This window comes from Emticicia sp. W12TSBA100-4 (assembly GCF_040253585.1).
GTDB lineage: Bacteria > Bacteroidota > Bacteroidia > Cytophagales > Spirosomataceae > Emticicia.
In genome coordinates this window covers 174,197-189,245 of record NZ_JBELAU010000004.1, presented here as the reverse complement: position 1 = coordinate 189,245, position 15,049 = coordinate 174,197, and the positions used below count along the sequence as shown (strand labels likewise).

The following is a 15,049-nucleotide window of genomic DNA, read 5'->3' as shown; positions in this document are numbered from 1 at the left end:
TATTTATTTCATCCTATCAGGATTTTCGCTTACAAAAGCAGACCAACCTTTCTTTTTTGAGCCATTTCCTGTCAGAGCCTTCGTTTTTCCGTGCATATAATGGCACACTGCCACGCCTAAAGCATCGGTGGCATCCAAAAACTGGGTTTCTAATTTTGTTTTCAATAAATGCTCCAACATATACGCCACTTGTTCTTTAGTGGCGTTTCCGTTTCCTGTTACCGATTGCTTTACTTTCTTGGGTAAATATTCTACAATTGGTACTTCTCTGTTTAAAGCTGCGGCTATGGCAACGCCCTGAGCTCTACCCAATTTGAGCATTGATTGTACATTTACACCATAAAAAGGTGCTTCGATGGCCATTTCATCGGGTAGGTATTCGGCAATTAGCTGCGTAATTCGCTCAAATATTTTCTTTAACTTTATTTCGTGTGAAGTATATTTGTCAAGTTTTATTACACCGTATTGAATAAGCGTTAAAGTACTTCCTTGTACGGAGATAATTCCGTAGCCCATCACACGTGTACCCGGGTCAACGCCTAATATTATTTTATCTTGATTCATAGATGCAAATTAACTCAAAATTCTCAAATCTTACGTCAAGTCGAGTGATGTGGTGGATAAAAAGTGTTATTTTTTTAACAGTCGTTTTTCTGTTGTATCAACTGATTCAATCAAAAATTGAACATTTCGATGAAGTCAAGCAAAGTTTTAGTTTGCTATGTTTACCGAAAAACATACCCTTACTCGTCATTATCATCTCACTTACACCAGTCAATTGGGCATTTGAAGCTTGGAAATGGCAAAAATTGGCTTCAAAAGTGGAAAAGATCAGTTTTTGGGATGCCTATAAAGGCGTTTTGATTGGACTTACTTTTTCAACTGCTACACCAATGATGATTGGAGACTATGCAGGAAAAATACTGATGCTCAAAACCGATAAACGCCTACAAAGTATCGGGGCTATTTTACTCGGAAATAGCTTACAGATGTACGTTTCGCTGCTTTTTGGTACGATTTCTTATCTAATTTTTGTAATTTGGACAAATCCCAGTCCTTTGGGTTTGCATATTTGTATTATTGCTTTTTTAATGATTTGTTTGATTTTCGGTATTTTTTTAAGTTTCAACTTATCAAATATCAATGCGTTTTTATCCAAAAATAAATTCTTTGAATACCTAAAAAAATATTTGGGTATTTTAGAAAATTATACGCTTACTGAATTGAAAACGCTTTTTGTGATTGCTACCAGCCGATATTTTATTTTTTCATTGCAATTTGTGTTGATGTTTAAAGTTTTCCAGATGAACCTGCCTATTTCTGTTCTTTTGGTTGGCGTTGGGATTATTTTCTTAACCAAAACACTGATTTCGGTAGTCAACGCCTTGGGAGATTTGAGCATCCGAGAATTAACTTCGATTTACTTTTTCAGCTTTTTTGGGGCAAATATTGCCGCTGTCTCCTCAGCAACTTTCATGATTTGGTTAGTCAATGTTTTGCTGCCAATTCTTATCGGAAGTGTTTTTATTTTACAACTTAAACTCACATCTAAAAACAATTAAAATGCTTATAATAAGTCTATTAATTATCGTTGGTGTATATTTTTTAGCAAATTTGAGTTTGATTATTATTTGGTTCAGAACTCCAAATTATAGCTCTTTTTTGAAAGAAAATGTCATTGAAACCTCAAAAATATCAGTCATCGTTCCTGTACGAAACGAAGCAGAAAATATTCTTTTTTTACTACAAGATTTAGAAAAACAAACTTATCCGAAACACAAATTTGAGGTAATTATTGCCGATGATGATTCGACAGATGATACATTAAAAATCGTTCAGAAATTTCAAAAAAACAGCAATATTAACCTACTCATCAACCAATTACCTCCAAAAACAAATAATACATCACCAAAAAAACGAGCCATTGATTCTTCTATAAAACTGGCGAGTGGACAATTAATCACAACAACTGATGGAGATTGTAGAGTTGGCGAAAAATGGCTTGAAAGCATTGCAAATTTCCAGGCCCAAACTGGAGCGTATTTGGTAAGTTGTGCGGTTACGTTCGACAATGCAGCCTTCGAGCGGAACTCCGCCCGCTTCGCTCAGACATCATTATCAAAACTACATTCTATCACTCTATCAATCATTCATTCTATCATTAACAATACTCAAATCATCGAATTTGCGAGTTTAGTGGGTTCAGGGGCTTGTGCGATGTTTATTGAGAAGCCCAACATGTGTAATGGAGCAAACTTAACTTATTTAAAATCAATATTTTATGAAGTAAATGGTTTTGCAGGAAATGAAAATTTGGCTTCGGGCGATGATGAATTTTTGATGCACAAAATTGCGGCAAAGTACCCCAATAAAGTAAAATTTCTGAAAGACCAAAACACAATTGTTGAAACTCATGCACACGCTTCGTGGCGGTCATTTTATAACCAACGTAAACGCTGGGCCAGCAAATGGAAACATTATAACAATTGGCAAACTACGGCTTTGGCGGTTTTTGTTTTCGTGGCAAATTTGGTTGTGCCTTTGACTTTTGGCTTTTGGTTCTTTGATTTTACTACTACACAAAACCTTTTCTTAGTTCTTTCATTGAAATTTTCGGCAGAATTTATTTTTTTAAGCCTTGTTATCAGCTTTTTACGCAAAAAATCTCTAATTTGGGTAATTCCTTTCGTACAAATCATTTACCCTTTATATGTAGTCTTTTTTGGGCTCGTGGCACAAAAGCAAGGTGAATATGTTTGGAAAGGGAGAAAACTTAAATAGTATTCAATAAAATAACTTCATCTAAACCTCAGAAAATAATGAAACATCTTTACACCTTCCTTTTCTGCCTACCTTTTTTATGTTTCGCTCAAGATAAAGCCGAAAAACGCCTATTAAAAAAAGCCGATAAAATACATGCGAAAGCTTACACAGTTGATACGCACGCCGACGCCCCCATTAATATGATGGATATGGAAGGCTTTGATGTAGGAGCAAAACATAATTATGATGAAGACGGCACCCAGATAGATTTTCCGAGAATGAAAGAAGGTGGCATGGATGCCATGTTTTTTGCCGTTTATTTAGGTCAAGGTAAACGCACACCCGAAGCCAATGCCGAAGCCAAAGAAAAAGCGTTGAAGATTTTTGCCAAAATTCATGATGCCGTAAAAACCAATGCCGATAAAGTAAGTTTAGTAACTACTGCCAAAGAAGGCTATGCTGCCCACAAGCAAGGAAAACTCGGCGTATTTATAGGTATGGAAAACGGTTGGCCAGTTGGCACCGATTTATCGAATCTGAAATTGTACTATGATTTAGGCTTACGCTACATTACACTTGCTCACTCTTTTAATAATGATTTGAGCGATTCATCGGGCGACCCACAAGGTGCAGAACACGGCGGAATTAGTAAAATCGGAGAAGCATGTATTGCAGAAATGAACCGTTTGGGAATTGTGGTTGATGTATCTCATTTGTCTGACTCAGCTTTTTACGATGTAATGCGTCTGAGCAAAGTTCCAGTTTTTGCTTCGCATTCTTCGTGCCGTGCTTTGTGCGATGTAAAGAGAAATATGACCGATGATATGATAAAACTTTTGGCATCAAAAGGTGGAGTTATTCAAATAAACTTCGTGGCTGATTTCTTGAAAAAACCTTCGGCCGAAGTGGCAGTTTCGATAAGAACAATCAGAATGCAAGTACAAAAAGCCGATGCTACTCCCGAAGATAAGAAAAAATTGAATGCCGAACTTCGCCAGATAAAATACAAATACCCAAGTGATGTACCAACTGTAAAAGATGTTGCGAACCACATTGACCACGTAGTGAAACTCGTGGGTATTGACCACGTAGGAATCGGCATGGATATGGATGGCGGCAGCGATGTAATAGGTGTTGAAGACGTGAGCAAGATAAAAAACGTAACAATCGAGTTGCTCAGACGTGGTTACTCAGAAAAAGACATTAAAAAGATTTGGGGCGGAAATACAATGCGAGTTTTAGCCGCTGCCGAAAATTTCTCAAAAAAATAATTCTATTACTTCTTAAAATTATCACACTTCCATACAACTTCCTTTTTTCTCTTCACTATTGCCATTTTTTCAAAGAAAATAGCATTATTTATTCATTTCTCAAGAAAAACTTGTCTATACATCCAATAAAACTCCAAAGTTTTATATATTTGCAGTCATATAAATATTTTTATATTTCTTATAAAGAAAACTTTTTTTGAAAGAATATAAATTTACAAATAGAAATATTTTGTAGTTTTCTATAAAATATTTAATATTGCATCATATTGATACAATACATAAAAATGGTTCTTTTGATGATACCTATTAAGTCGAAAAATCATTTAAATCTTCATCATATAAATATAAAAATTTTAAGAAACATTTGGAACAAGGCAAGACACTTCTTATAATTGTACCAAATACACTTAACCAGTTATTTGTGAATATAAAAACCTTACTCTAACAAGTAATTTGTATATATAAGGAAAAATCTTTATCAATTTTTTTTCTAATTTTTTAACTTAATCAAAACTATGAAACAAAACTACTTTGTTCCTATTAAGGGGGCTCTGTTTTGCGGGTTACTATGGCTTATGTCTGTGGTGGCATTTGCTCAAAAATCCGTAAGTGGTAAAGTAAGTGATGCAAAAGGAGATGGCGTACCAGGTGCCAGTATCACAGTAAAAGGTACTACAACAGGTACAATCAGTGACGCAAATGGTGGCTTCAAAATCAATGTTCCAAACTCAGGCGGAACTTTAGTATTTAGCTCAATCGGCTACAAAACTCAAGAAGTAAAATTAACAGGACAAAGCACAATCAACGTATCAATGGAAGATGATGCTGCAAGTCTTGACGAGGTTGTTGTAACGGGTTACTCGATTGACAAAAGACGTGAGTCAACTGGTGCTATTTCAACTGTAAAATCGAAAGATTTAACAGCTGTTCCATCAGGTAACGTTGAGCAACAATTACAAGGTAGAGTAGCAGGTTTGACAGTTGTAACTAACGGTCAGCCAGGTACTGCCAGCCAAATCCGTGTACGTGGTTTTGGTGCATTTGGTGGTAACGAGCCTCTTTATGTTGTTGATGGTATGCCAGTAGGTTCTACTAACTTCTTAAGTCCAGATGATATTGAGTCAACAACAGTATTGAAAGATGCTTCTGCTGCATCTATCTATGGTGCTCGTGCTGCCAATGGTGTAATCGTTTATACTACTAAAAAAGGAACAAAAGGTGCTAAAAAACTTAATGTGACTTATGATGGTATGTATGGTGTAACTGACCCAGGTAATGGCCAAGCCATGATGAATCCAACGGATTTCGCTACTTGGACTTGGAATGCAAAAAGAAATTCAAATGAAGCTTTTGACCACCCACAGTTTGGTAAAGGTTCTACTCCAGTTATTCCTGACTATTTAAGTGTTGGTGGAACTCCAGGTGTTATCGGAACAGTTGATTTAGCTGCTCAAAAATTAAAATATAATGTTGACCCTGCGGCTGGTGCTATCTACCAAGTTATTAAAGCTAATAAGGCTGGTACTGACTGGTATGCTGCAATCACTCGTCAAGCTCCAATTCATAGACACTCTCTTGGATTTAGTGGTGGTGGAGAAAACAGTCGTTTCTACGTAGGCTTCTCTGCCCAAGACCAAAAAGGTATCTTGATTAGCAATTCATTAAAGCGTTATGCGTTCCGTATCAATACAGAATTTAACGTATTGAAAAACTTACGTATCGGTGAAAACATCCAGTTGACTTACCTTCAAGTATTAGGACAAACTGGTGGTGCGGGTGGTAATGGTATTGCGGCTGACGAAAACGACATCTTGCAAGCATTCCGTATGCCATCTATCATTCCTATCTATGATGAGTTCGGGGGATATGCTGGTACTGCTGCTAAAGGTTTCAACAACCCACGTAACCCAGTAGCTAACCAACAAGGTTTATTAAACAACCGTAACTTCAATGGTTTAGCAAATGGTAACGTTTATGTTGAATTAGATGTAATTCCAGGCTTGACATTACGCTCTTCGGCTGCTGGTAACTATGGTAACTCATATAGCTGGAACTATGGACGTTGGCAGTATGAAAACTCTGAAAATAACTCTGCATTCTCTTATGGAGAAGGTGGTGGTTATTCATTCGGATGGACTTTCACAAATACAGCAAGCTACAAAAAAGCATTTGGCAAGCATAACATCGAAGTGTTAGCAGGTCAAGAAGCATTGAACACTGGTGCTGGAAGAAATATGAGTGCAAATGGTTTAAATCCATTCTCACAAGATGTTAATTTTGTAACCCTCACTACATTAGGAAGCAGAAACCCACCTTCAAGTAACTTATTCAAAGGTGTTAATTTCTACTCATTATTTAGTAGAGCAATTTACACATTTAATGATAAATATATCGTGACAGGTGTTATTCGTCGTGATGGTTCTTCAAGATTTGGTGAGAATTCTCGTTATGGTGTATTCCCTGCAGTATCTGCTGCTTGGCGTGTATCATCTGAGTCTTTCATGAAAAACCTTCCTTGGGTACAAGACTTAAAGATTCGTGGTGGTTACGGAACAATGGGTAACTCAAACAACGTTGATCCTAACAACCAATATAGCTTATATGAAGGTCGTGTAAATAACTCAGGATATGACATCAATGGTTCAAATTCAAGCATTGTTGATGGTTACTACCGTACACGTATCGGAAATCCAAACGCTAAGTGGGAAACATCTATCACTAAAAACATCGGTTTTGATGGTTCATTCTTGAAAGGTAAATTAGATGTTATCGTTGACTTATGGCAAAAAGATACCAAAGACTTATTGTATCAATTACCGATTACTGCAACTGCTGGTTTCCAAGCTGCTGCACCTTCAGTAAACATTGGTAAAATGGTAAATAAAGGTATCGACATCCAAGTGATCAACCGTGGTAAAATCACTACTGATTTAGGATACGAAGTAAACGTAACAGGTAGTTTCTTGAAAAACGAAATCACATCAATTGCTGAAGGTCAAACATACTTGACTAACGTAAACCCAGGCTTCCGTGGTATCAACCCTATTCGTAACCAATTGGGTTATGGCTTGTCATCATTCTATGGTTTCAAAGTATTAGGCTTGTTCCAATCTAAAGCTGAGGTTGATGCAGCTCCTGCTCAAGATGGTAAAGGTGTTGGCCGTTTCCGTTATGCTGACCTTAACAATGATGGTAAAATTGATGCAAATGACCGTACTTATTTAGGAAGCCCAATCCCTAAATTTACTGGTGGTGTAAACTTCACATTGACTTACAAAGGATTTGACTTATCAGCGTATGTTTATACATCACTTGGCAACAAAATCTTTAACGTATCGAAATGGTTTACAGATTTCTATCCTTCATTCTCAGGAGCAGCTATCTCTGAGCGTGTGAAAGAATCTTGGACTCCACAAAATACAGGTGCAACTATTCCGATTTTTGAAACAGCTTCTAACTTCAGTACAAATACTCAAGCCAGCTCTTTCTATGTTGAGAATGGTTCGTATTTGAGACTTCAAAATGTTTCTTTAGGATATAACTTACCTAAGAGTGTATTAGACAAATTGAAATTAAGCAGAGTTCACTTATTTGCTTCAACCAACAACTTGTTTACAATCACTAAATACGAAGGTTTAGACCCTCAAGTTGGTGGTAATGCTGATACAAACTTTGGTATCGACGTAGGTAACTATCCATTAACAAAAAGCTTCACTGTTGGTCTTAACTTAGGATTCTAATTTGAGCCACTATCATCAGCTTTTAAAATTAAAAGCTGATGATAACAAGAGTAAGTTTTAAAAACATTTAACTCAAAAATTCATTATTAAAATGAGAAAATATATTTTCAGTAAATTAACATTAGCAGTATCCTTGCTTACTTTAATTGGATACTCTTGTAAGGAAGATTTCCTTACAGTACTGCCAACTGGTGCCATTGCAAAGAGCCAGTTGACAACTAAAAAAGGTTTGGAAGGAGCTTTGATTTCAGCTTACGGACAAATGAGTGGGTATGGTACACGTATGGTTCACCCACAAAACTGGGTTTGGGGAAGTATTCGTGGGGGTGATGCAAATAAAGGAACTGACCCTGGTGACTTCTCTGACATCAACCCAATTCAACGTTTTGAGTACCTTTCTACGCAAGGTGTAATGAACGATAATTATCGTGGATTATACGAAGGTGTAGCACGTGCAAACAACGTATTAGGTTTATTGAAAGAGGCTCAAGCAGATGTTACAGCAGATGATAAAAAGCGTTTGGAAGCTGAAGCTAAATTCTTGAGAGCACACTTCTATTTCTCTTTGAAAAGAAACTACAATAATACTCCTTACGTAGATGAAACTGTTGACGTAGGTAGTGGTATTGAGAAAATCAAAAATGATGCTGATTTGTGGCCAAAAATCGAAGCTGACTTCAAAGCTGCTTACGATAATCTGCCTGCAACACAAGGTCAAGCAGGCCGTGCAAACAAATGGGCAGCGGGTTCTTATTTAGCTAAAGTTTATATGGCACAAAAGAAATATGCTGAAGCAAAAACTCTTTTAGATGCTATTATCGCTAATGGTGTAACTACAAATGGTAAAAAACTTGCCTTAGTGCCAAGTTTCCCAGATTTGTTTAAAGCGTCTAATGATAACAATTCAGAATCAATCTTCGCTGTACAGGCTGCTGCTAACACTGGTAGTGTAAATAATGCAAATGCTGATGGTGATTTGAACTGGCCATACAATACTGGTCCTAATGGCCCAGGTAACTGTTGTGGATTCTTCCAACCAAGCTTTGAGTTAGGTAATTCATACCGTACAAAAGATGGTTTACCATTATTGGATGGTTCGTATAACTTACCAGAAAATGCGTTGAAAACTGACATGGGTATTCAATCAAGTACAGCATTTACTCCAGATGCAGGTGAACTTGACCCTCGTCTCGACCACACTATCGGTCGTCGTGGTATCATGTTCTTAGACTGGCAAAAACACCCTGGATTTGACTGGATTCGTAACCAAGCAAATGGTGGACCATACTCGCCTAAGAAATTCTCATACTACAAAAATGATAGAGGTTCATTGCAAGATAATAGCTCTTGGACTCCTGGCTATACTGCATTAAACGTTGTAATTATTCGTTTTGCTGACGTACTATTGTGGGCTGCTGAATGTGAAGTTGAAATTGGTAGTTTAACAAAAGCTCAAGAGTATGTAAACATGATTCGTAATCGTGCTGCAAACCCTGCTTCATTCGTAACTCAAGATGGTGGTCTTGCTGCTAAATATGTGATCAAGCCTTACACAGCCCCTTGGACAGACAAAGCAGCTGCTCGTACAGCCGTTCGTTTCGAGCGTAAATTAGAGTTAGCAATGGAAGGTCACCGTTTCTTCGACTTAGTTCGTTGGGGAGATGATGTTGCGACTATCAATGCTTACTTGAAGTATGAAAGCCAATTCTTACCAAATACTTTGGGTGGTGCTGTATATCAAGCTAAACATGCTATTTTGCCAATTCCACAAGCTCAAATTGACTTGACTGGTGCTGACATCTTAAAGCAAAACCCTGGGTATTAATATTCAATTAGAAACTATTAATGATGAATATTAAATGATTTATTATTAAGTTTCTAAATTGAAAATTATCTTAAAAACGTCATGTGGAATTCATTTCTACATGACGTTTTTAGTTTATCTTTGTTAATAAAAGTTTTAATCTATTCCAATGCAAAGAATTACTGTCGTTACTCTCTTTTTAATCAGTTTATCAATTTATTCCTGTAAAGAAAAATCACTATTTACTGAACTCGAATCAGCAGATACGGGCATCACGTTTTCAAATCGAATTTCAGAAAATGATACCCTCAATATCTTAACTTTTGAATATGTATATAATGGTGGTGGTGTTGCAATGGGCGATTTCAATAATGATAATCTAACCGATATTTATTTTACAGGAAATACCACTCCAAACAAACTTTATCTCAATAGAACCAAACAAGGCGAAAAGTTAAAGTTTGAAGAAGTTACTGAAAAAGCGGGCGTAAACGGCCACAACAGATGGTCGTCGGGAGTTGCTTTGGTTGATATAAACAATGATAACCTACTTGATATTTATGTGTGTGCAACGGCAAGAAAAACAATTGGACCACGAACAAATTTATTGTATGTCAATCAAGGAATAAACAAAGAAGGCATACCAACTTTTAAAGACATGGCCGTAGAATACGGCATCGCTGATACTACTCACACAACAAATGCTGCTTTTTTTGACTATGACAACGATGGTGACCTTGATTTATATTTAGTCGTCAATGAAATGGATGATAGCCGTTTCCCGAATAAATATCAAGAAAAAGATAAAATTGTAGCCTCAAAACGCAGTGATAAACTTTATAGAAATGATTTTGATAAAACTAAAAATCACTCTTACTTTACCGATGTATCAAAAACAGCAGGTATCTTTGATGATGCTTATGGCTTAGGTATTAATATTACAGACATAAATCAAGATGGATGGAAAGATATTTATGTAACCAATGATTTCTTGACCAATGACTTGCTGTACATCAATAATCAAGATGGAACATTTACAAACCAAGCCAAACAGTATTTCCGACATACTTCTTATTCGGCGATGGGAAATGACATTTCGGATATAAACAATGATGGTTTGGTAGATATAATTGCAGTAGATATGATGCCCGAAAGCAACTACCGCAAAAAAATGATGACTCCCGCTAATAGCTATGTAACTTACCAAAACAACGACCGATTTGATTATTTGTACCAATTTCCGAGAAATACTCTTCAATTGAATCGAGGAAAAAATCCAGCCACAGGTACTCCTGTTTTCAGCGAAATTAGCTTTTTGTCGGGTATCGCTCAAACCGACTGGAGCTGGACTCCGATGGTAACAGACTTCGACAATGATGGCTTTCGAGATATAATCATCACTAACGGTTTTCCAAGAGATATCACTGACCAAGACTTTCTGGCTTATCGCAATGAAGTAAATGCTTTGATGGAAAAATCAATGCTACTTGAGTATGTACCTAAGGTAAAACTAAAAAATTATGCCTATAAAAATAAAGGAAAAGATGGTGCATTTCAGTTTGATGATGTAACCGATAAATGGGGAATTACTCAGCCAACCTCAGCCAACGGAGCAGCTTATGCCGATTTAGATAATGATGGCGACCTCGACTATGTGGTCAATAACATCAATGATTCAGCCTCGGTTTACCAAAACAATTCGATGCAGCTAAAACCCGAAGAGAGTAATTTTTTAAGAATAAAATTTAAGGGAAATAAGGATAATTTGGCAGGATTAGGTGCTTGGGTAGAAATCAAGTACGGAAAAAGCGAAAAACAAGTGTATGAACATTCGCCATACAGAGGGTACTTGTCAACTGTTGAGCCAATTGCACATTTCGGTCTGGGCAAACACAAGCAAATTACCCAATTAAAAGTAACTTGGGCTAATGGCCATACCCAAACATTTAGCAGTTTGAAAACAAATCAGGTCATTACGCTTGAGGAAAAAAATGCCACACCCCCTCTTCCACAAGTACAAATGGCAAAAGAAAATGCTCTTTTTACCGATATAACTGACCAACTCAAGATTGATTACAAACACGAAGAAGAAGACTATATCGACTTCAATGTGCAGAAACTTATTCCGCATAAATTATCACAGTTTGGGCCTGCTTTGGCAGTTGGCGATGTAAACGGCGATGGCATAGAAGATGTTTTTGTGGGTGGCTCGAATAACCATAAAGGGAAATTTTTGATTCAAAGCAAAGATGGGAAGTTTTCGGTTCAAGATTTACTTTCAGGAAATGACGGAAAAGATAAAATCACAGAAGATATGGGTACGCTACTATTCGATGCCGATGGTGATGGCGATTTAGACCTTTATATTGTGAGTGGAAGTTCGGAGTTTCAAGTAAATTCGCCTTCATTACAAGATCAATTTTACCTAAATGATGGAAAAGGGCATTTCCAACTGGCGGTCGATGTCCTACCAAAATTCTTAAAAAGTGGCTCATGCGTAAAAGCCGCCGACTACGACCACGATGGTGACTTAGACCTTTTCGTGGGGGGTAGAGTTGAACCTTCAGCATATCCGAAGCCTGTAAGTAGCTATATTTTACGTAATGACAAAGGGAGGTTTACCGACGTAACTACTCAAGTTGCTCCACAACTCAAAAACATCGGTTTGATTTGCGACATAACTTGGTCAGACTTTGATAATGATGGTTGGCAGGATTTGGTAATGGCAGGAGAATTTATGCCGATTACATTCTTAAAAAATAATCAAGGCAAATTCGTAATTCTTAATTCGTCAATCGTAAATCAAATTGGTTGGTGGAATAGTATTACTTCGGGAGATTTTGATAATGATGGTGATATAGACTACGTTGCAGGCAATATGGGAATCAACCACCTCATGCAAGCATCTGATCAGCAACCATTTAGTATCTACGCCAAAGATTTCAACAACGATGGATTCTTCGATGCCATTCCGACAGTTTATTTCAAAGATAAAGAAGGAGAATCCAAAGAATTTCCATATAATACTCGTGATGATTTAGCTAAACAATTCATCCAAACACGCCAACGTTTTCAGAATTACGCCAAATTTGCAGAAGCAGGAATTAACGAAATTCTAAAACCCGAAGAACTAAAAGATGCCTTAGTTCTGAAGGCCAACTGGCTCAAAAGTAGCTATATCGAAAACAAAGGAAATGGACAATTTGAAATAAAAGAATTACCGATTCAAGCCCAATTTGCACCAATTTTTGGCATGATTGCTCAAGATTTTGACCAAGATGGCAACCTTGATGTACTTCTGACTGGCAACGATTATGGCGTAGAACTCGGCACTGGCCGAAATGATGCGTTTAGTGGTTTGGTACTAAAAGGCAAAGGAAATGGTACTTTTGAGCCAGTTTCACTCGAAAAAAGTGGTTATTGCATAACTGGCGATGCCAAAGCACTCGTAAAAGTGATGAGTCCGAAAGGGCAGTTACGCACGATTACTTCGCAAAATAAAAACATCCTCAAAGTATTCGATTATCATTTTCCTGTAAGAACGATTCCGCTACAAGCCAATGAAACAACCGCTTTGATTAAACTCAAAAATGGAAAAACTCGCCGAGAAGAAATTGGTTTTGGTTCATCATTTCTATCACAATCAGCTCATAATCTGATAATTAGTTCAGACGTTCAAAGTGTTGAGATTGTTAAAATAAATGGCACTAAAAGAATAATCAAATAATTTGTTTGAAAAGTGATACAACCTTATTGTATCACTTTCCATTAACTTATTAAATTCAACCTTTTAAATCTCCACTCACGATGAAATCTATTATCAAATTTTTGATTTTGTTTTTACTTCCAACCTACCATTTTGCTCAAAACTCAAACTGGCAAGTCAGCGGAAAAATCATAGATAAAAGCAAAAAAAACGTTCAGTTTGCCAATGTTTATATCAATAATACAAGTATCGGTACAACGACTGACCAAAACGGTGATTTCTCGCTGAGAATACCCGCACGTTTCTCAAAAATCGACCTTGTGATTTCGTTTGTGGGTTACGAAACACTCAAAAAGACAATTTTAAAGTCAGATAAAAAACTCCAAAATTTGGTCTTTACCCTGCAAACAGGTATTGAGCTAAAAGAAGTAAAAGTAGTAGCCAAACATGATAATGAGTGGCGAAAAAAATGGAAAGTTTTTAATAGAGGCCTTTTGGGTGAATCTGAGTTCTTTAAAGATTGTAAAATATTAAACCCCGAAGTAATCGTTTTGACTTATGATAAAAAGAAAAAAGTAGTTGCTACTGCTCGTGAACCTCTCATTATTCAAAACGATGCTTTTGGACTAAAAATTAGGTTTCAAATGGATAAATTTGAGTCTGATGGCGAAAAAACCTATTTCTCTGGTTTGAAATATTTTGAAAAAATGACACCTGGTTCGCCTCAAGAGCAAAGGATTTGGGAAAAACACAAAAAGAAGTCATATCGAGACTCATTCCGTAATTTTTTGGTAGCTTTAAAAGACAATAAGGTTGAAGAAAATGGTTTTGCGATATTCAAAGTATTGCTACCAAAAGAAATGTATTTTGGTAAAACAACAGTTAATCAAGAGGTAAAAGACGGCACATTGAAACCTTGCGAAGCAGAAGAAATCTGTATGTTCGACCGTGAAACCGAAGAATTTGTGTTTTACTCAGAATACCCGCTAATGATATTCGTAACCAACCGCTTTAACCCAATAAAACTTTTCACCGATTATCCCTATTATTATTCGATTGTCAATTTAGTTAATTTCCATGCTACTTTTGGCGAAAATGGTTGGCTAACAAAACCCAATGGTATTCTGATTCAGGGCTATTGGGGGCATGAAGGCTTCGCCAATATGCTCCCCGATGATTATCTCCCTGAAGATTTTATAAAAAGAGATAGTACTCAAAATGATATTCGTGCAATTGCCTCTTACTCTATTGGGAAAAAAACAGATAATGAGGAAACTCAGATGGATACTCCTGCTACAATTGCCTCAAAGGGGTTTAAATCTGACTCAATTGCTACTAAAGAGATTATCGCTCAAGGTGTGGTTTATAGTTCAGAGCCTGTTGGCAAAATTCAAGAAGAAAAGAAAGAGTTTGCCATCGTTTCAAATGATATTACAGTAAAAATCAGCGAGAATGACCAAAATCTCTCAGTTTTTGATTTACTTCGCCGTATTCCTGGTTTAATGGTTACGAACGTTCAAGGGCAATATCAAATACATTTCCGCAGTACAAATACCAATTTAGATGGTGGTGGTGGCTCTCTTACACCCGCTCTTGTATATGATGGTACATTCTTCGACGATGAATCGACCGTGATGAACATCTTAAATAATCTAAATGTGCGAGATATAAAATCTCTGGGTGCAGTAAAATATGGCAATAGTGCGGCCTTCGGAGCAAGAGGAGCAAATGGCACAATTGTAATCGTAACAAATAAATAAATAAA

The 15,049-nt window shown here is 36.8% G+C and carries 8 protein-coding genes; 7 read left to right on the top strand and 1 reads right to left on the bottom strand.

Going from position 1 to position 15,049, the window contains the following annotated elements; translation table 11 throughout:
- Nucleotides 1-3: 3 nt before the first annotated feature.
- Nucleotides 4-564 carry a crossover junction endodeoxyribonuclease RuvC gene (gene ruvC, locus ABR854_RS06505; RefSeq protein WP_350264570.1) on the bottom strand — a complete coding sequence of 187 codons (561 nt, stop codon included), beginning with the start codon at nt 562-564 and terminating at the stop codon, nt 4-6.
- Nucleotides 565-566: 2 nt separating this feature from the next.
- Between ruvC and ABR854_RS06500 the strand changes: the two genes are divergently transcribed.
- From ABR854_RS06500 to ABR854_RS06470, 7 genes are all read left to right on the top strand, one after another.
- On the top strand, nt 567-1,562 hold the full coding sequence (locus ABR854_RS06500; protein WP_350264569.1) for a lysylphosphatidylglycerol synthase domain-containing protein: 996 nt from the start codon (nt 567-569) through the stop codon (nt 1,560-1,562).
- 1 nt (nt 1,563) lies between these two features.
- On the top strand, nt 1,564-2,781 hold the full coding sequence (locus ABR854_RS06495; RefSeq protein WP_350264568.1) for a glycosyltransferase: 1,218 nt from the start codon (nt 1,564-1,566) through the stop codon (nt 2,779-2,781).
- Nucleotides 2,782-2,819: 38 nt separating this feature from the next.
- Nucleotides 2,820-4,034 (top strand): dipeptidase, encoded by a 1,215-nt coding sequence (locus ABR854_RS06490; protein WP_350264567.1) that lies wholly within the window; start codon nt 2,820-2,822, stop codon nt 4,032-4,034.
- Nucleotides 4,035-4,549: 515 nt separating this feature from the next.
- Complete coding sequence (locus ABR854_RS06485; RefSeq protein ID WP_350264566.1) at nt 4,550-7,774, top strand: SusC/RagA family TonB-linked outer membrane protein; 3,225 nt, start codon at nt 4,550-4,552, stop codon at nt 7,772-7,774.
- 91 nt (nt 7,775-7,865) lie between these two features.
- Nucleotides 7,866-9,599 (top strand): RagB/SusD family nutrient uptake outer membrane protein, encoded by a 1,734-nt coding sequence (locus ABR854_RS06480; protein WP_350264565.1) that lies wholly within the window; start codon nt 7,866-7,868, stop codon nt 9,597-9,599.
- Between the two features lie 148 nt (nt 9,600-9,747).
- The gene (locus ABR854_RS06475) at nt 9,748-13,305 is read left to right on the top strand and encodes a CRTAC1 family protein (RefSeq protein ID WP_350264564.1); all 3,558 of its coding nucleotides are present in this window, start codon (nt 9,748-9,750) and stop codon (nt 13,303-13,305) included.
- Between the two features lie 80 nt (nt 13,306-13,385).
- Nucleotides 13,386-15,044 (top strand): carboxypeptidase-like regulatory domain-containing protein, encoded by a 1,659-nt coding sequence (locus tag ABR854_RS06470; RefSeq protein ID WP_350264563.1) that lies wholly within the window; start codon nt 13,386-13,388, stop codon nt 15,042-15,044.
- Nucleotides 15,045-15,049 lie beyond the last annotated feature (5 nt).